The sequence below is a fragment of the Cypionkella sp. genome (genome assembly GCF_030652235.1).
GTDB lineage: Bacteria > Pseudomonadota > Alphaproteobacteria > Rhodobacterales > Rhodobacteraceae > Cypionkella.
On the sequence record NZ_JAUSBA010000004.1, the window covers coordinates 54274 to 72075 of the forward strand.

Genomic DNA, 17802 nt, shown 5'->3' on the forward strand with positions numbered 1-17802 from the left:
CGTGCAGGCGGGGCTGGTCGTTCAGATGCAGGCTCACAAGCGGTCTCCGATCAGGAATTCGGCGGCGCGGTCCAGCCGGATATGCGGCAGCCCTTCGCCGGGACGCAAAGTGGTGCGGGCGGGGGCAAATTCCATCAGGGCATAATCGGCGTCGAGCCATTTTTCGGCACCCTCACGGGCGGGCGACAGCAGGCGGGTGGGATCAGAGGGCAACTGACCCGGATACATCACCGCTTGCTTGCCATTGGACAGCAGGCGACCCCGTACGGCATCAAGGCTAACACCTTCACGCAGAACGGTTTCTTCCACGGTGCAGCGCAGGCTTGCCATCGAGATCGCTGCCGTCTGCGCGCCTGCGAAATCGGCACGGCTGACGGCTTCGCGCAGCATCGCCCGCATGATCCCGGTCAGGGCCGGGTGCTGATGGTGATGAAGATGGTCGGCCTTGGTGGCGGCGAACAGGATTTTCTCAACCCGTTTTCCGCCCAAGATACCCGTCAACCAGCCGTTGCGACCGGGGCGAAAGGCATCCAGCACTTCGGCCATGGTGCGGCGCAAATCTTCGACGGCTTGCGGGCCTTGGTGCAGCGCCGACAATACATCGACCAGCACGATCTGGCGGTCAATCTTGGCAAAATGCTCGCGGAAGAACGGTTGGATGACGCGGGTTCTATAGGCATCATAACGGCGCTGCATCTCGCGCCACAGGCTGTTGCGCGGGGTTTGCGCGGGCGCTGGCAGGGGCGCGAAGGTAAGGACGGGGGAGCCCGCCAGATCACCCGGCAGCAGGAAACGGCCCGGCGTGCAATCGGACCAGCCTGCGGCGCGGGCGGCTTTGAGGTAATCGGTGAAGCGGGCGGCGAGGGCTGCCGCCTTTGGTTCTTCCAGCCGTAAGCTGCCATCCTCGGCGCGGGCATGGGCCATGAAATCGGCAGCCTCGGGGCGTTTGGCGATGCGGTGCAGGGTGTCTTCCGACCATTCGCTGTAGGATTTTTCCAACAAGGCGAGGTCGAGCAGCCATTCGCCGGGGTAGTCGACGATATCAACATGCAGGGTGCGCGGGCCGGCAAAGCTGTTGATGAAACCACTGGGCCTTGTGCGGAACGACAGCCGCAGCTCGGATATCGCGCGGGTGGATTGCGGCCAGCGTGGGTCGTCTCCGGTCATCGCGGCGAGGTGATCCTCGAAGGCAAAGCGCGGCAGGGTGTCATCGGGCTGCGGTTGCAAATAGACGGCCTCGACGCGGTTTTGTGCTGCCGCCGCCAGTTGCGGCATCCGGGCGCGGTCGAGCAGGTTGGCGACAAGGCTGGTGATGAACACGGTTTTGCCCGCGCGCGACAAGCCTGTGACGCCGATGCGCAGGACGGGTTCATAGCCGGTCAGGGCCGAGGCTGCGGCCTCAATTTGCCGGGCAATGCCGTGGGTTAGGCCGGAAAACAACGGTGATCATCCTTCTGCTGGTATAACATAGGCGGCGTGGCCGGGTTTTGGAAGGCATGGCCCATTCTCAAAGCATGGACAGGAAGCTATTGGCGCGTTAACTCACCGATATGCCCAGATATGCCATGCTCATCGACTATGACGGAGGCCCGTTCAACGGCTGGCAACGCCAAGCGGCTGGGCAGTTGACTGTACAAGGTGCGATAGAGGCCGCGCTTGGTCGGCTGGAGCCGGGGCCGCATACCATAGCCGCCGCAGGGCGGACGGATTCCGGGGTGCATGCCACGGGGCAGGTGGCGCATTGCGATTTGGTCAAGGACTGGGACTGCTTTCGGCTCGCCTCGGCGCTGAACGCGCATCTGCGACCCTATCCGGTGGCGGTGCTGGCGGTGGTGCGGGTGGAGGAGGATTTCCACGCGCGGTTCTCGGCGCGCGAGCGGCGCTATCTGTTCCGGCTGGTGGCGCGCCGCGCGCCTGCGACACATGATAAGGGGCGGGTGTGGCGGGTGCATTCCCCGTTGGATGTGGAGGCAATGCGGGCAGGTGCCGCGCATCTGATTGGCAAGCATGATTTCACCACGTTCCGCTCAACCTATTGTCAGGCGGCCAGCCCGGTGAAAACGCTGGATGAGGTGTCGATTGCAACGATGCCCTATGCGGCGGGGGTGGAATACCGCTTTACCCTGCGGGCGCGGAGTTTCCTGCACAACCAGGTGCGCTCGATTGTCGGCACGCTGGAGCGGGTCGGTGCGGGGGCCTGGGCGCCGGATCAGGTAAAGGCGGCGCTGGAGGCGGGGGATCGCGCGGCTTGCGGGCCGGTGTCGCCGCCGGATGGGCTGTATATGACGGGTGTGGGCTATCCGGTGGACCCGTTCGCGGGGATTTGAGGCTGCGCCTTGCATGCACCAAGCCGGGGGCTGGCCCCCGGCTTGGCTGATGCAGCGCGCAGCGGCTGCTAGACCTACCCCGCCCCATCGCTTATCACTGTCAAAAGCATTGGAGCCCGCATGACCCTTCCCGATTTGTTGCTAAGCCAACTTTCTGACCCATTCCGCATCGGCCTGTTGATTGCGCTGTTCATCACCATGCTGCGCACGCGGACGGCTTCGGGCATCTGGGTGCCCTTGGCCGCAGGAGTGGTGTTTGTGGCGGTGATCTTGCCGACCACGATGCAGAACACGCTGGCCGCGCCTTTGTCGCAGGTGATTGGTGTGGGGGTGCTGGCGAATGTGGTGATCGTGGCGCTGATCATGGCGGCTTGGGAAGTGTATCAGCGCGTCCGGCGCTGAAGTCTTCGCGCAATTCTGCTGCGCTGTCCGTCTCGGGCCGCGTCAAAATGCAAATGGGCCGGGAGTTTCCTCCCGGCCCATTGCTTTTCTGTCAGACGCTTATTTGTTGTTGGCGTCCGAGAAGATGTCTTTCTTGTGGGTTCCGCTTGGCACGAAGATTGCGCCAATCACCACGGTCATCAAAGCCACGACAATCGCATACCACAGGCCAGCATAGATATTGCCAGACTGGGCCGAGATCGCGAAGGCGGTTGCTGGCAGCAAGCCACCGAACCAGCCGTTGCCGATGTGGTAGGGCAGCGACATCCCCGAGTAGCGGATACGGGTTGGGAACAGCTCGACCAGCATGGCCGCGATTGGGCCGTACACCATCGTCACAAGAATGATCAGATAGGTCAGGATCGCCACGATTTTCAACTTTTGCGCGGTGAAGATGTCGAGGAAGTGCTCGGCTTTGGCAACCGAGGTGTTGTCCGCTGCCACCATCGGATAACCTGCGGCCTTCAGCGCTTCGTTCACCGACTTCTCAAACCCTGCTTTCACAGCGCTTGCCGCGTCGACTGCTTTTTGTGCCGCGTCGATGGCAGCCTGATCGGTGCCAGCTTTTGCGGTTTCCAGTGCGGCTTTGGCATCAGCAATCGCTTTGCCGTTCGCAGCACCGTTATAGGACGCCACTTCGGTTTCGCCGATTTTCACCGAAGTGACCGTGCCCGCTGGTGCATCCACCGTGGTGGAGTTCACCGACAGTTTCGACAGTGCGGCTTTGGCAATATCGCAAGACGAGCTGAACTTGGCGGTACCGGTCGGGTTGAACTGGAACGAGCAGTCTTCCGGGTCAGCCGTTACCACAACCGAGGTTTCCTGTGCGCTCGCAAGCATCGGGTTTGCCGTATAGGTCAGCGCTTTGAACACCGGGAAATAGGTGAGTGCAGCGATCAGGCAACCTGCCAGAATGATCGGCTTGCGGCCGATGCGGTCAGACAGCGAGCCGAAGAACAAGAAGCCCCCAGTGCCCAAGATCAGCGACCAAGCCACCAGCACGTTCGAGGTAAAGCTGTCGACCTTCACCACGTTCTGGATGAAGAACAGCGCGTAGAACTGGCCCGAATACCAGACCACGGCTTGCCCAGCGGTCAGACCAAACAGCGCGATCAACGCGATTTTGGCGTTTTTCCACTGACCAAAAGCTTCGCGCAGCGGGGCTTTAGACGCAGCGCCTTCTTCCTTCATTTTTTTGAAGGCCGGGCTTTCGTTCATTTGGAGACGAATATAGAGCGAGATCGCCAGCAAGAAGATCGAGCCCAGGAACGGGATACGCCAGCCCCAAGCGTTGAAGGCCTTCATCATCGCAGGCGAGCCATCGGCGGCAGTGGTTGCCAGCCCGGCGGCGTCAAGGATCGGTTGGTCAGGGTAGGCGCCGTTGACGTAGCCCTGCACCACCAGAATGATCACCAGCGACAACAGCAAGCCAAGCGTGGCCGTGGTCTGGATGAAGGCGGTGAAATAGCCACGCTGGTTTTGCGGCGCATGTTCGGCGACATAGACCGCCGCCCCACCGTATTCGCCACCCAAAGCCAAGCCTTGCAGCATCCGCAACCCGACAAGGATGATCGGGGCGGCGATGCCCCAAGAATAGTAGCTGGGCAGCATACCGACGAGGAAGGTCGACAGGCCCATGATCACGATTGTCATCAGGAAGGTGTATTTCCGCCCGATCAAGTCACCAAGGCTGCCGAACACCAGCGCACCAAACGGCCGCACGATGAAGCCCGCAGCAAAAGCCAGCAGTGCGAACACGTTGCGGGTGGCTTCGGGGAACGGCGTGAAGAACTGCGCGCCGATGATCGCCGCGAGCGAGCCGTAGAGGTAGAAGTCATACCATTCGAAAATTGTGCCGGCGGACGAGGCCATGATGACCTTGCGTTCCTCCCGCGTCATGGGACGTGAGCGTACACTCGCGTCTGCTAAGCTTGCCATGTTGTGGCCTCCCTTGTTGTCCGGCGCTGGTCGCCGGTTCCCTATCCCAATCCAAAGCCGGGCAAACCTTCTGCGATCCCTGCCAAGGCAAGTTTCAGCCAAGGGCTGCTGATTCTGGTTCGTGTCGTCCCCGCAGCCGCTCCTCAACGGCGGCGGGGTATGCTTTAAGCCGCGATGGCGGCTATGATCTGGCCAAGGCTTTGGCGAATTTCGGCGATGGGGCCCATCGCGTCGATGCGCTCCAACACTCCTTTGGCCTCGTAATAGGCAATCAACGGCGCGGTCTGGGCGTGATAAGCGGTCAGCCTGTCGCGCACCGTTTCGGCATTGTCGTCGGCGCGGCGTTTGAAGGCGGTGCCGCCGCATTTGTCGCACACACCCGTGGTGTGGGGGCGTTTGAACGTGTCGTGGTAGCCTTCGCCGCAACTGGCGCAGGTGTGGCGGCCCGAGATCCGGCCCACCATCGCGGCATCATCGACCTCAAGGCTGATCGCGGCGGTGATTTTTTGCCCGCTTTCGGCGAGCAGCTGATCCAGCGCAGCGGCTTGCCCAGAGGTGCGTGGGAAGCCGTCCAGAATGATGCCGCGGGCCACGTCGGGTTGCGCCATGCGGTCTTTCAGGATCGCCAGCACGATCTCATCCGACACCAGCCCGCCTGCTGCCATCACGGCTTTGGCCGCTAAGCCCGCTGGAGTGCCCGCGCTGACAGCGGCACGCAACAGATCGCCGGTGGACAACTGGATCAGACCGAAGTCTTCCTGCAGCATCCGGGCTTGGGTGCCTTTGCCTGCGCCGGGGGGGCCAAGCAGGATCAGAACCGGGGCCATCCGCTTAAGCCTTGTTCATGCGGTTGGCGATCAGTTCTTCCACCACAGCCGGATCGGCGAGGGTGGAGATATCGCCCAATGCGCCGAAATCATTCTCGGCGATCTTGCGCAGGATGCGGCGCATGATCTTGCCGGAACGGGTTTTCGGCAGACCTGGGGCCCATTGGATCAGATCTGGCTTGGCAATCGGACCGATTTCGGTGCGCACCCAAGCTTCGAGTTCCTTGCGCAAGGCGTCCGAGGGTTCCTCGCCGCGCATCAGGGTGACATAGGCGTAGATGCCTTGGCCCTTGATGTCATGCGGATAGCCGACGACAGCGGCTTCGGCGACTTTCGGATGGGCGACAAGCGCGGATTCGACCTCTGCCGTGCCCATGCGGTGACCCGAAACGTTGATCACGTCATCGACGCGCCCAGTGATCCAGTAATAGCCATCCAGATCGCGCCTACAGCCGTCACCGGTGAAGTAATAGCCGGGGTATTGGCTGAAATAGGCTTCCTCAAACCGCGCATGATCGCCCCAAAGCGTGCGCATCATGCCCGGCCAGCTGTCGGCGATACACAGCACGCCATCGGTTTCGGTATCGGTTTGCACCTTGGCCGTCGCAGGGTCCAAGATTATCGGTTTGACGCCAAAGAACGGCAGGGTGGCGGAACCGGGTTTTTGCGCAATCGCCCCCGGCAATGGCGTGATCAGATGGCCGCCGGTTTCGGTCTGCCAGAATGTATCGACAATCGGGCAGCGGCCCTTGCCGACATGCTGGTTGTACCAGTGCCAAGCCTCGGGGTTGATCGGCTCGCCCACCGAACCCAAAAGCTTCAGGCTGGAAAGATCGTGCTTGGCGGGCCATTCAGGCCCCATGCCCATCAGCGAACGGATCGCGGTGGGCGCGGTGTAGAACTGCGACACCTTATGCTTGGCGCAAACCTCCCAGAACCGCCCGGCATCGGGGTAATTCGGCACACCTTCAAACATCACCGTGGTCGCGCCATTCGCCAGCGGGCCGTAGATGATATAGCTGTGGCCGGTGACCCAGCCCACATCGGCGGTACACCAGAACACATCGCCATCATGGTAATCGAAGGTGATCTGCTGCGTCATCGCCGCGTAAACCAGATAGCCGCCCGAGCTGTGCACAACACCCTTCGGCTTACCCGTGGAGCCAGAGGTATACAGGATGAACAGCGGATCTTCGGCCCCCATCTCGACATAAGCGCAATAGGGCTTGGCCATTGCCATCTCGGCCTTGACGTCAATATCGCGGCCATCGACCCAAGAGGTCTGATCGCCGGTATGTTTGACCACCAAGCATTTCACATGGTCGTTGCAGTGCAACAGCGCCGCGTCGGTGTTGTTCTTCAGCCCAGTTTTCTTGCCACCCCGTGGCGCAAAATCAGCGGTAATCACCACCTTGGCATCGGAATCATTGATCCGGTTCGCCAAAGCATCCGGCGAGAACCCGGCGAAAACGATCGAGTGAATAGCCCCGATCCGCGCACAAGCCAGCATCGCATAGGCGGCTTCCGGGATCATCGGCAGATAGATCACCACACGGTCGCCACGCGAAACCCCGTGCGATTTCAGCACATTCGCCATGCGTGAGGTGTTTTCCAGCAGTTGCGCATAGGTGATGTGCAGGGCGGGGGTTTTCGGATCATCCGGCTCCCAGATGATCGCCGTCTGGTTGGCGCGGGTCACCATATGGCGGTCGATGCAGTTGGCGGAAACGTTCAGCGTGCCGTCTTCGAACCATTTGATCGAGACTTTGCCCAAGCTGAAATTGGTGTCTTTGACGCGGGTGAAATCCTTGATCCAGTCAATGCGCTGACCTTCCTTGGCCCAAAACGCGCTCGGATCGGCGACAGATGCCGCATACATCGCCTCATATTCTGCGGCGTTCACATGCGCATGGGCGACAAATTCTTCTGAAGCCGCATATTTCTGCGCAGCAGTGTGATCCGACATAAACTTTCTCCCCAGTTCCCAGTCAGGCCTTACGACCCGTCCCAACGGCCTGCCGCATCGCGCAGGGCTCCCCCGTTTGTAGCCCGATCATAGATCAGTTGTAAAATATTTGGTAACTCTTTTTATTCATGCAACTTTCCTGTAAATAAATTGACAAGTTAGGCGGTGAACTTTGTCAATATTTAGAAAATTGGCAATGAAATGACGGTGCGTCACATTGGCAGCTTCGGGTTGAAAGGTGGTGGGGGGAAGGGGAGGGGGAAGCTCGGACAATTTGGCGGGCCGTGGGCGCGCGCTGGATCGTCGCAAGATAGCGCGGAGTGCCCCGTTCACAAAGGGGTGATTCGGATGGTAAGCGCAGGACAGCCGCCCTGCAGCCAAGTCCTGCCACCAAAGGCCGCTCTCCGGTTTCAAAGGCCCGATATGACCCAAAATCGCCCAGATCCCATAGCTGTCGCCGATGCAGACGCCCGTGCCTTGGCGCTGTCCTTGATGCAGGCGCATCACGCCGCTTTGGCGTGGAACGATGCCGAAACCCAGACGCCCGGCATCAGCCGGATCGCTTTCGGTTTAGACCCTTCGGGTGTGCCTGTGGCGCTGATCTCGGGTCTTGCCCCTCATACGGCGGCTTTGCGCGCCAACCCCGCCTGTGCGCTGATGCTGGGCGAGCCGGGGGAAAAGGGCGATCCGCTGACCCATCCGCGCCTGATGATCCGGGCGCGGGCCCGCTTCATTGCGCCCGATGATCCCAACCGCCCCGCCCTGCGCGCGCATTGGTTAAAGGGCCACCCGAAGGCGACCCTTTACATTGACCTGCCCGATTTCGCCTTTGTGCGGCTGGAGCCGCTATCGGCCTTGCTGAATGGGGGCTTTGGCAAGGCGTTCCGGTTTAGCGCCGAAGACCTGTGCCCATAACCCGACGCCGCCCCGGATCAAGTCCGGTGCCTTTGCGCCACCCATGGGGCCCCCGATCACGGCTGGGGCGGCGTTGAGCGTGTCTCAAACAGGATTATCCACGCGCAGCGTCACTTGCACCCGGCCCTTCACCGGGCTGGGCCATTTCAGATTGGCAAATTGCCCGCCCACGCCCTGTTCGACCTGCGCATAGGGTGCCACGAACTGTGCCGCCCCCACAGCATTGGTGATCGCGCCTTCGGCCACCACCGCCGTCACATTGCGCGCGCGCCCGCCAAACGGCAGCAGGTTGTTGCTGTTCACCGCCCAAGTGTCTGACACGGTGTTCTGCGTATGCTCGATCAGCATCGGGCTGACCGCGCGCTGCGTGACGCCGTTGAAGGTATTCTGATCAAAGCTGATGTTGCGGAACGAGTTGAACTCCAGCGTCGCATAGCTGGTGTCAATCGACTCCACCCGGTCAATATCACCAGAACGCGCGTAAAACACATTGCCGGTGACCGAAAGCCCTGAGATGAAATGCCCCGGCCCGCGCGGTGTCAGTACGATCCAACTGAACCAAGGTGCCACGTTTTGCGCGGTGAACACGTTGCCTGTCACGCTGAGACCGCCAAAAGAATATTCGTTGGCATATTGCGGCTCTGCATCATGTTCGTTTGACAGCTCAATATAGCTGTTGTCGATGTAGTTGCCGGTGATGAAGGTTTTGGCATTGGTTTGTGTCAGCACCAGTCCCGCGCGCCGCACCCCGTTCAGGCTGTCATCGCCGCCGAAAAAGTGGTTGCCCAAAAACACTCCGCCCGAGCCTGCTACCACGCCAAAATGCCCAAACCGCGACGCCCGGTTGTTGCGGATCTTGATGTCATTCGAATTGGTGTTGAAGGCAATCGACGTGCGGTTCTGCGCCAGCTCGTTCTGATCGTTCGAATAGAACTGACAGTTTTCTATGTGCAGATCCTGACACCCCTCTCCGGTCGACGTAAGGGCGCGGTCTTTCACCAGATGAAAGCCGCAGTCAAACACCTCAAAGGTGGCGCCCGACAGCGCAAGATTGATCGCACTGGCATTGCCGCCGCAGGTGAATTCAACCTCAGAGATTTGAAAACGCTTCAACTCGGTAAATCCTGAGAAATCAAGCATGTAGGCATAGCGTGTGAAGGTGAAGGCGCGGGTCCCTGCGGCTGCCCACAGGGCCCTGCTTAGGGTGATTGTGTTCGTGCCGAGATTTTTTGCGGTAACATAAACCTCGCGCCCAACCCCGGTGCCGCTGACGCGCGCGCCTATTGGAATGGCTGCGATATTGGCTATGCCTGTCAGCGTGTACGGATTGGCCACCGCATAGGTGGCAACAGCACTCACCACCTGTGTATTCCAGCCTGCACCCGCCACCGCCACCAGATTGCCATTCACCAAACTGCGCCGCGTGCCAAAACTGGTAAGGCCGCTGAGGGCCTGTACGTCGATCGGAGCTGTCAACTCCACCCGCCGCCCGTTCAGATCCAGCGACACATGGTCGGTGAAATAGAACAACGCCTGTAACGCTTTCTTAAAGCCGGCAAGTTCGTTGCCAAACGCCGCTGTATAGGTATCAAGGTTATAGTTGCGGGTGCAGGCCAAGCGCTGGGCATCCGGCATCACCAGCGTGCCCTCAAACTGCACCGGGTTCTCAAACGTCAGGTGCGATCCGATGTAATACACCCCAGGCGAGACCACCACGGTCTTGCCCGCCGCCGCCGTATCTGCCGCATCAAATGCTGCGCGGTCGTCAGTGATACCATCGCCCACCGCGCCATAGTCGCGTACATCCACCCAATCGAACATCTCGGAATGGAACACATCCGTCACATCTTCGATGGTGATGTCGTCAATCCGCACCACGCCGCCCGTCGGCCCGGTCAGATCAAGCCCAAAATGCCCAAACGCAGGTGCCGTGCCCCAGACCATATCCACGCCCGGGCGGTTGCCCGAGCCAATGATCGCCGTTACCGTCTTGACCGAGCCATAGCCCGTCAGCGCCACATCCGGCCCCTGTTGATCGGCGCTGGTCACATTGCTACCCGAACCTGAGCCCGCCCAACCCGCAATCCGCACGGTCGGCAGCGCGCCACTGATCGCCTTCACCCGCGCCGTCACCCGCAAATACAGCCCTGGCTGACAGGGAATCGACTGAAAGCAACGCAGCTTTTGCACGGCGCTGGTCTTTTGCAACTCCAGACAGCCGGCGAAATCCTGATCGGCAGGCACATAGGCCGCATTGACCTGCCCAAAATACGAGCCCTGGCCGCTGAGCCCATCCTCGCGCGACCACAGCGCCAGTCCTGCCGAAAACGGCGGCGGCATCAGCACCAGACCTTGGGTAATTGCCTTGTTCATCGCGTCACCTTGCCTCGTTTTGCCCCAAAGCCGCACACGCTGCGGCCCCATGCTGAAAATTGAAGGCTGGGCGGGGCGTAAGGCCGAAGTGCTACAGACAAAGCGTTAACCGCCGCCAACAGCGGCGCGCGCCATTCTGGCCGTCGCATCGGCGCATCTTTCGGATGCGTCGGCAAGTCAGCGCCTAAAAAAACATCGGAAGTCGAATCTTTTTACTTAAGATGCTATCTTATTTCAAAATTAGTATACTAAAGATCATTAAACTGTGGATTCTGGCCAAGTGCGCGCAGCAATTCATGCCTTTGGTTGACTGAGGAACCCCAGATGAACCGCTATGTATTTCGGCTGCTATCGATGAGCCGAGGCAAAAAGCGGGTCCTACAGGTCGCGGTTGATTTGCTGCTGCTGCCAATGATGTTCATCCTTGCGATGTGGCTCAAGCTGGATGGGTTTGGCTTTCTGCGCGATCCGCAGATCTGGCTGGTGCTGATTCCGGTGTTGCCTGTAACGATTTTCGCCTTTGTGCGGCTGGGGTTTTACCGTGCCGTGTTGCGCTATATCGCTGGGCGGGCGCTGATCACCATCCTGGTGGGCTCGATGATCTCTGCGGTAACGATGACGGTTGTGGTGCAAATGGCCGATCTGCCGGTGCCGGGCGCTGTGCCGCTGATCTACATGCTGCTGACCTTCCTCAGCATCGGTGGCGTGCGCTTTGGCTTCCGTGAACTGGTGAACTACGCGCAAAACCGCCGCAAGGAACGCGTGGCGATCTATGGCGCGGGGGCGGCGGGGCGGCAGCTGTTGCAAGTGCTGCATCAGCGCAGCGACTATGTTCCGGTGGTGTTCATCGACGACTCGCCGCAAGCGCAGGGCACCCATGTCGGCGGCTTGATGGTCTATTCTCCGTTGCAGATCGAATCGCTGATCCGCAACAACGGCATCAATGTCGTGCTGCTGGCGATTCCTTCGGCCAGCAAATCCCGCCGCAACGAAATCCTGAAGTCGCTGGAAAGCCATCCGCTGCTGATTCAGACAGTGCCAGGTCTCGATGATATCATGACGGGTAAGGCCAGTATTGATCAGATCAATGACATCAGCATCGAAGACCTGCTGGGCCGCGATCCGGTGCCGCCGCAACGTGAGCTGCTGGGGGCCAATATCACCGGCAAGGTTGTGATGGTGACCGGGGCAGGCGGATCGATTGGCTCGGAGTTGTGCCGTCAAATTCTGCGGCTGAAGCCGAAACGGCTGGTGCTATATGAAATTTCAGAACTGGCACTTTACACCATCGAGCAAGAACTGACGACGATGCAGGCGGTGCTGCGCGCGAACGTGGCGCTTTCGCCGGTGCTGGGATGTATCAAGTCGGCGCGGCTGGTCGATCGCACCCTGCGGCACTTCGAGGTTGAGACGGTCTATCACGCCGCCGCCTACAAACATGTGCCTTTGGTCGAGCATAACATCGCAGAAGGTGTGCGCAACATCGTGTTCGGCACCGCCACTTTGGCCGAAGCCGCGATTGCCGCCGGGGTGAAATCGTTCATCCTGATCTCATCGGATAAATCGGTGCGTCCGACCAATATCATGGGGGCTTCAAAACGGTTGGCCGAACTGGTCTGCCAGTCGCTGGCCGATGCGCCGCGCAACCCCGGCACCACGATTTCCATGGTGCGCTTCGGCAATGTGCTGGGCTCCTCTGGTTCAGTCATCCCGCTGTTTCGCCGCCAGATTGAAGCCGGGGGCCCGATCACTGTGACCCATCCCAAGATCACCCGATTCTTCATGACCATCCCCGAAGCCGCCCAACTGGTGATCCAAGCGGGCGCTATGGCGCAGGGTGGCGAGGTCTTTGTGCTGGATATGGGTGATCCGGTGCTGATCACCGAACTCGCCGCGAAAATGGCGCGTTTGCATGGACTTAAGCCGATCATTTTCACCGATCCGGTGGCGGAAAAACCCGGCAAGGGCGAGATTGGCATCGTGTTCACCAAATTGCGCCCTGGAGAAAAGCTGCATGAGGAATTGCTGATCGGCAACGATCCAAAACCCACCAGCCATCCCCGCATCATGTCGGCCACCGAGTGCCGCCAGCCGCTCGATGAATTGTCCGCCGCCCTTATGCAACTGGCACTGGCCTGCGACTGCAATGATGTCGAGCGCATCCGTAAGATCATGATTGATCAGCAAACCGCTTACCAGCCGACCAGCGAAATCTTTGATCAATTCTGGACCGGCGAAGACGAGCTTGATGTCACTGCTGAGAAGGCCCGCGATCAACGCCGCCTGACTTTGGTGCGTGGCTGAGCAGCCTGCGCCCGGCGGTGCTTGGGTTTGCGCATCGCCGGGCGGATTGTCAGCGCAACAGCCGTGGAAAGTGTGACCAAACGGCAACGGCATCTACACCACATTGGCGGTATTTTACAGTCGCATTGGTGGCATTTGAGAAAAACTTCGCCTATCAATAAGCTAAGGTGCTTCAGCTACAGGGCGCACAGGGAGGGGTTGGCAGGCATGACGCGATTGAAATACCTGGTTTTGTGCGGGCTCTGCGGTGTTTTTGCTTTGCCTGCACAAGCCGAAATGCGCCCCAGCCTTAGCTTTTCCGGCGTCACTGGCCTGATCGATATGCCCTCGGGCGACAGTCAGAGCGACGGCACTTTGTCGGTGGTCAAATCGCAATTCGGCCCGATTGGCCGCACCACTTTGTCGTTCCAGATCACCCCCCGGCTGTCCGGCAGCTTTCGCTATTCTTCGGTGAAAGACTGGTTCAACCCACCGGAAGACGGCATCACCACCTATTCCGACCGCAGCTTTGATCTGCGCTATCAGTTGACCTCGGAAGGCCGCTATGTCCCGGCGATCACGGTCGGTCTGCAAGACATCATCGGCACCGGGGTGCAATCGGGCGAGTATATCGCCGCCACCAAAACCTTCGGCGACCGCGTGAAAGTCACCGCTGGTCTGGGCTGGGGTCGCTATGGCAGCTACGGCAGCATCGGCGCGCCGTTCGGCGACCGCCCGACGGTCGATTTCGGCAAGGGTGGCAACCTGCGCACAGGGCAATGGTTCCGCGGTGAGATGGCGCCTTTCGCCGGGGTTGAGTGGAAGGTGAACGAGCAATGGTCGCTCAAGGCCGAATATTCCTCTGACGCCTATATCGAAGAGGCCGAGAACCGCGCCACGTTTGAGCGCAACTCGCCATTCAACTTTGGCGTCGAATACACCACCAAAACCAACATGCGATTGGGCCTCTATTCGCTTTACGGCTCGAAGATCGGCTTCTCGGTGCAACTGGCGCTCGACCCAAAGAAAAACCCGCGTGGTGGCCCGCGTGGCCCCGGCCCGCTGCCTGTCACCGCAAGTGCTGCCGCCAAAAGCTGGGGGCCAAACTGGGTCAATGATCGTGGCAACCAAACCGCGATGCGCGATCAGACCCAAGCTATCCTGTCGCGTGATGGCATCGTCATCGAAAGCATGGCGATCAGCGCCAACCGCGTGCATCTGCGCATCCGCAACACCCGGCTGGATAACGCGCCGCAAGCCATTGGCCGTACTGCCCGTGCGCTGGCGGCCACCATGCCCTCCTCAGTTTCCAGCTTTGAGATCGTGGCCATGGCGCAAGGCGTGCCTTTGTCAAACGTCGTCATTCGCCGCGCCGATCTTGAAGAGCTGGAATTTGCCCCCGGTGCAGACCTCGCGATGGATCAACGCGTGCAGGTGCTACCCGTGGCTGCAGCCCTGCCGGAGGGCGCCATCCGAACCGATGGCCTCTATCCGCGCTTCAAATGGGGCCTGACCCCCTATATCGCCACCAGCCTGTTTGATCCCGGCCAGCCGTTGCAGGCCAATGTCGGTGTGCGTCTGACTGCCCGCTATGACATTGCCCCCGGATGGGTGATTTCGACCTCTATCGCCAAGCCGATTTACAAAGGGATTGAGCGGTCGACCTTCCCGTCCGACAGCGAACTGCCGCATGTGCGCAGCGACGCCAATCTTTACACGCTTGAGGGTGACCCCGCCGTCGAGCGGCTTACCCTGGCTTGGTATGCCAAGCCCGCCCCTGAACTTTATAGCCGTGTCACCGTTGGCTATCTGGAGCGGATGTATGGCGGCATCTCGGGCGAGTTGCTGTGGCAGAAGCCCGACAAACCCTATGCGCTGGGGGCTGAGATCAACTATGTCCAACAGCGCGACTATGATCAGTTGTTCGGCTTTAGGGATTACAGCATCGTCACCGGCCATATCTCGGGCTATTACAGCCTCGGCGGCGGTTATCACGCCCAGTTGGACGTCGGTCGCTACCTTGCCGGGGATTATGGCGCGACGCTTGCGCTCGACCGCGAATTTGCCAACGGCATCAAAGTTGGCGCTTTCGCCACGCTGACCGATGTGCCGTTCGACACCTTTGGCGAAGGCTCGTTTGACAAAGGCATCCGCATCTCGCTGCCGATGGCCTTCTTCACCGGGGCGCAGACGCAAAAGGTCTCAAAAGTGACGCTGCGGCCATTGCTGCGCGATGGCGGCGCACGATTGGATGTTGAGGGCCGGCTGTATGACACGGTCCGGCCGTATCAGGAAACCGACCTTGACGCCGCCTGGGGGCGGTTCTGGAGATGATCTTGCGCCGCAGCCTGTTGACCTTAGCCGCTGTCTTCTCGCTTGCCGCCTGCGATGCGGCGGCGGTAAAAACCGCAGCCAGCAAGTTGCTTGGCCCCGCTCCGTCGCCTGCGGTCAAACCCGCTGCGGGCGCGCCGCAGATCTGGCTGACGCTGGTGTCACGCGGCATCAAATTCCCGATGTCGCAGATCAGCCAGCGCGATGGCGTCACGATCTATGCCTCGAAGGACGGCACGCAAGTGTTTTTGCGCAAGGGCATTTTGATCGGAACGCGTGGCCTTGGCCGCGATCTGATGTCTGCCGATGCGCCCAGCCCTGCCGCTTTGCGCGCGGGCAGCCCGCATCAACGCAGCTATTACGACATCGACGGCACAGACACGACGATTCGCCATGTTTTCACCTGCACGGTTGAGCGGGATACCGCCGCAGGCAACGCCATCGCCGAGGCCTGCACCGCTGATATTGGCACGATTCGCAATCAATATTGGTTCGATTCTGCTGGTTCTGTAAGCAAATCGCGGCAATGGGTGTCGCAGGGTGTCGGATATGCCGCGGTTGAAAGAAAAGATGGCTGATTTTGCTTGTGTCAGACTTTTCTTTTACCGCTGCGCGCTGTATGGTTTCGTAGACAATTAATCCATCCAATCGGAGTATTTCAAATGAAAAAAATCACCTCCTTCGCGCTCGTTTCCTCGCTCGTTCTGGCTTCGTCCGCAGCTTTCGCTGGCGGCATGGTTGAGCCGACTGTAGAGCCGGTTCCGGTCGTCGTAGAAGATAACGGTTCGTCCTCGGCGTTGCCGCTCTGGGCTATCATCGCTGGCGTCGTGGTTGTTGGTGCGGTCCTGTCGAACGACAGCGGCTCCAACTCGAACACCAACTCAGCACCATAAGAAGTACGGTCTACCGCCTTGCCGGGTGGTTGTGTGGAATCCCAAACGCTCAAGCTTTGCTTGGGCGTTTTGTTTTTTTGGCAGAACAGCCATGCTGGCGATTTGCAGATTTCGATATAAGGCAGTCATATGAACTGCCGCCACAACCGACAGCGGCTCAGGTTTTCTCAAAAGCAGAAGTATCGGAAGTTGGTTTGGGGCAAGCGACAGTCAGCGCTTTCCGTTTCAGCGCAATGTGGCCCCGCTCAAGCTTCAATGTACGCCAACGCCCCGATGGATGCTGTTCCAGCTGCCTCACTCCCTCCCGCAACCGCAAAGCCGGTGCCGCCGCGCCGATCTTGACGATGCTGCGCTGTAGCGCCTCCAGATCCAGCAGCGGACAGGGCGTCTGCGCCCCCGCTTCCCGGAATGTCATAGCCCAGCTTTAAACCACTGAAATCCATTGGTCATCGTTTTGCTGACCCGCGCGCAGACCGACCCAAAACCCAAACCATAACCCGTCGCGCATGCGTCGAAAGTTTTTTTCAGCCCTACAATTCATGCTACGCTGAACATGTATCCTGTGTTCATCCCGGCCCGCTGCGGTGCCGCGTAAAAGGGCCGTCCCATGTCGAACCCACCCCGCCTGCGCGGCCGCCCAAGATCCACCACTGACAAGACCGAGCAGAACACCGTCCAAGCCCTCGATCGTGCGCTTGGTCTGCTGAAACTGCTGGCGGACAGCACCGGCATGACCCTGTCAGAACTCGCTGAACGCAGCGCCCTTCCCGTCGCCACCGTGTTCCGCGCCCTTGTGACCCTGCAAGGTCACGGCATGGTAGAGGCTGAAGACCCCGGCCAAGTCTGGCACATCGGCCCTGGCACCTTCCGCGCCGGATCGGCCTTTCTGAAACGCACCAAAATCACCGAACGCGCCCGTACCCCGATGGAGGCGTTGCGCGACGCCACCGGCGAAACCGTCAGCCTTGGGATCGAGGCAGCGGGTGAGGTTTTGTTTCTGTCTCAAGTTGAGGCCACCGCCGATCTGCGCGCCTTCTTTCCCCCCGGCAGCACCGGGCTGATGCATCTCTGCGCCCCCGGCAAGGCGCTGCTGGCGTGGTATCCAACGGAAAAGACAGAAGAAATCCTGAACCGCAGGGGCATGACCCGCGCCACCACCCTCTCGCTCTCCAGTCCCGAAAGCCTCAGCCGCGACCTGGCCCGCACCCGCGAGCGTGGCTTTGCGATTGACGACCAAGAACGCGCCGAGGGCATGCGCGGCGTTGCCGCCCCGATCTTCAACGCCTTCGCCGAACCGGTCGCCGCCATCAGCATCGCAGGCCCGACCTTCCGCATGGGCCTATCCGACGCCACCCGCTTCGGCAGCCTCGTGCGCGCCAGCGCTGACCAGATCACCGAAGCCACGGGCGGCCAACGCCCCTAGCCTTTGCTCTTTTTGAAATACTCCCGCGCGGAGCGCTCCCCCGCCGCCCTGTGCGCGCCAATTTTTTGATCAAAACCCCGTCGTC

Annotated in this window: 13 protein-coding genes; 8 read left to right on the top strand and 5 right to left on the bottom strand. The window is 60.3% G+C overall.

Annotated elements, in window-relative coordinates:
* Positions 1 to 33: 33 nt before the first annotated feature.
* Positions 34 to 1440 carry a YcjX family protein gene (locus Q7V03_RS01220; protein ID WP_370651056.1) on the bottom strand — a complete coding sequence of 469 codons (1407 nt, stop codon included), beginning with the start codon at positions 1438 to 1440 and terminating at the stop codon, positions 34 to 36.
* 110 nt (positions 1441 to 1550) lie between these two features.
* Here Q7V03_RS01220 and truA point away from each other — a divergent pair, with 110 nt between their 5' ends.
* Positions 1551 to 2327 carry a tRNA pseudouridine(38-40) synthase TruA gene (truA, locus tag Q7V03_RS01225; RefSeq protein WP_304923796.1) on the top strand — a complete coding sequence of 259 codons (777 nt, stop codon included), beginning with the start codon at positions 1551 to 1553 and terminating at the stop codon, positions 2325 to 2327.
* A 120-nt stretch (positions 2328 to 2447) separates the two neighbouring features.
* Complete coding sequence (locus Q7V03_RS01230) at positions 2448 to 2729, top strand: hypothetical protein (RefSeq protein ID WP_304923797.1); 282 nt, start codon at positions 2448 to 2450, stop codon at positions 2727 to 2729.
* A gap of 99 nt (positions 2730 to 2828) precedes the next feature.
* On the opposite strand, the gene Q7V03_RS01235 is transcribed toward Q7V03_RS01230, so the two are convergent.
* From Q7V03_RS01235 to acs, 3 genes are all read right to left on the bottom strand, one after another.
* The gene (locus Q7V03_RS01235; RefSeq protein ID WP_304923798.1) at positions 2829 to 4706 is read right to left on the bottom strand and encodes an MFS transporter; all 1878 of its coding nucleotides are present in this window, start codon (positions 4704 to 4706) and stop codon (positions 2829 to 2831) included.
* Between the two features lie 164 nt (positions 4707 to 4870).
* The gene (locus Q7V03_RS01240; protein ID WP_304923799.1) at positions 4871 to 5533 is read right to left on the bottom strand and encodes an adenylate kinase; all 663 of its coding nucleotides are present in this window, start codon (positions 5531 to 5533) and stop codon (positions 4871 to 4873) included.
* Between the two features lie 4 nt (positions 5534 to 5537).
* Entirely contained in the window at positions 5538 to 7499 is a 1962-nt protein-coding gene (gene acs, locus Q7V03_RS01245; RefSeq protein ID WP_304923800.1) for an acetate--CoA ligase, read from the bottom strand.
* 423 nt (positions 7500 to 7922) lie between these two features.
* Here acs and Q7V03_RS01250 point away from each other — a divergent pair, with 423 nt between their 5' ends.
* Positions 7923 to 8414 (top strand): HugZ family protein, encoded by a 492-nt coding sequence (locus tag Q7V03_RS01250; RefSeq protein WP_304923801.1) that lies wholly within the window; start codon positions 7923 to 7925, stop codon positions 8412 to 8414.
* Between the two features lie 84 nt (positions 8415 to 8498).
* Here the strand turns inward: Q7V03_RS01250 and Q7V03_RS01255 are convergent, their stop codons facing one another.
* Entirely contained in the window at positions 8499 to 10787 is a 2289-nt protein-coding gene (locus tag Q7V03_RS01255) for a right-handed parallel beta-helix repeat-containing protein (protein WP_304923802.1), read from the bottom strand.
* A 324-nt stretch (positions 10788 to 11111) separates the two neighbouring features.
* On the opposite strand from Q7V03_RS01255, the gene Q7V03_RS01260 reads away from it, so the two are divergent.
* The 5 genes from Q7V03_RS01260 (at position 11112) to Q7V03_RS01280 (ending at position 17717) form a co-directional block, all read left to right on the top strand.
* The gene (locus tag Q7V03_RS01260; RefSeq protein WP_304923803.1) at positions 11112 to 13091 is read left to right on the top strand and encodes a nucleoside-diphosphate sugar epimerase/dehydratase; all 1980 of its coding nucleotides are present in this window, start codon (positions 11112 to 11114) and stop codon (positions 13089 to 13091) included.
* Positions 13092 to 13298: 207 nt separating this feature from the next.
* Positions 13299 to 15404: a YjbH domain-containing protein gene (locus tag Q7V03_RS01265; protein ID WP_304923804.1), complete on the top strand. Its 2106-nt coding sequence runs from the start codon at positions 13299 to 13301 to the stop codon at positions 15402 to 15404.
* A gap of 2 nt (positions 15405 to 15406) precedes the next feature.
* Positions 15407 to 15979, top strand: a complete 573-nt coding sequence (locus tag Q7V03_RS01270; RefSeq protein WP_304923805.1) for a YjbF family lipoprotein — start codon at positions 15407 to 15409, stop codon at positions 15977 to 15979.
* A gap of 84 nt (positions 15980 to 16063) precedes the next feature.
* Positions 16064 to 16294 carry a hypothetical protein gene (locus Q7V03_RS01275; protein WP_304923806.1) on the top strand — a complete coding sequence of 77 codons (231 nt, stop codon included), beginning with the start codon at positions 16064 to 16066 and terminating at the stop codon, positions 16292 to 16294.
* Positions 16295 to 16901: 607 nt separating this feature from the next.
* Complete coding sequence (locus Q7V03_RS01280; protein ID WP_304923807.1) at positions 16902 to 17717, top strand: IclR family transcriptional regulator; 816 nt, start codon at positions 16902 to 16904, stop codon at positions 17715 to 17717.
* The last annotated feature ends 85 nt before the right edge of the window (positions 17718 to 17802 follow it).

Coding starts and splice junctions, on each gene's coding strand:
- truA (WP_304923796.1), top strand. CDS start 1,551: ATGCCCAGATATGCCATGCTCATCGACTATGACGGAGGCCCGTTCAAC.
- Q7V03_RS01230 (WP_304923797.1), top strand. CDS start 2,448: ATGACCCTTCCCGATTTGTTGCTAAGCCAACTTTCTGACCCATTCCGC.
- Q7V03_RS01235 (WP_304923798.1), bottom strand. CDS start 4,706: ATGGCAAGCTTAGCAGACGCGAGTGTACGCTCACGTCCCATGACGCGG.
- Q7V03_RS01240 (WP_304923799.1), bottom strand. CDS start 5,533: ATGGCCCCGGTTCTGATCCTGCTTGGCCCCCCCGGCGCAGGCAAAGGC.
- acs (WP_304923800.1), bottom strand. CDS start 7,499: ATGTCGGATCACACTGCTGCGCAGAAATATGCGGCTTCAGAAGAATTT.
- Q7V03_RS01250 (WP_304923801.1), top strand. CDS start 7,923: ATGACCCAAAATCGCCCAGATCCCATAGCTGTCGCCGATGCAGACGCC.
- Q7V03_RS01255 (WP_304923802.1), bottom strand. CDS start 10,787: ATGAACAAGGCAATTACCCAAGGTCTGGTGCTGATGCCGCCGCCGTTT.
- Q7V03_RS01260 (WP_304923803.1), top strand. CDS start 11,112: ATGAACCGCTATGTATTTCGGCTGCTATCGATGAGCCGAGGCAAAAAG.
- Q7V03_RS01265 (WP_304923804.1), top strand. CDS start 13,299: ATGACGCGATTGAAATACCTGGTTTTGTGCGGGCTCTGCGGTGTTTTT.
- Q7V03_RS01275 (WP_304923806.1), top strand. CDS start 16,064: ATGAAAAAAATCACCTCCTTCGCGCTCGTTTCCTCGCTCGTTCTGGCT.
- Q7V03_RS01280 (WP_304923807.1), top strand. CDS start 16,902: ATGTCGAACCCACCCCGCCTGCGCGGCCGCCCAAGATCCACCACTGAC.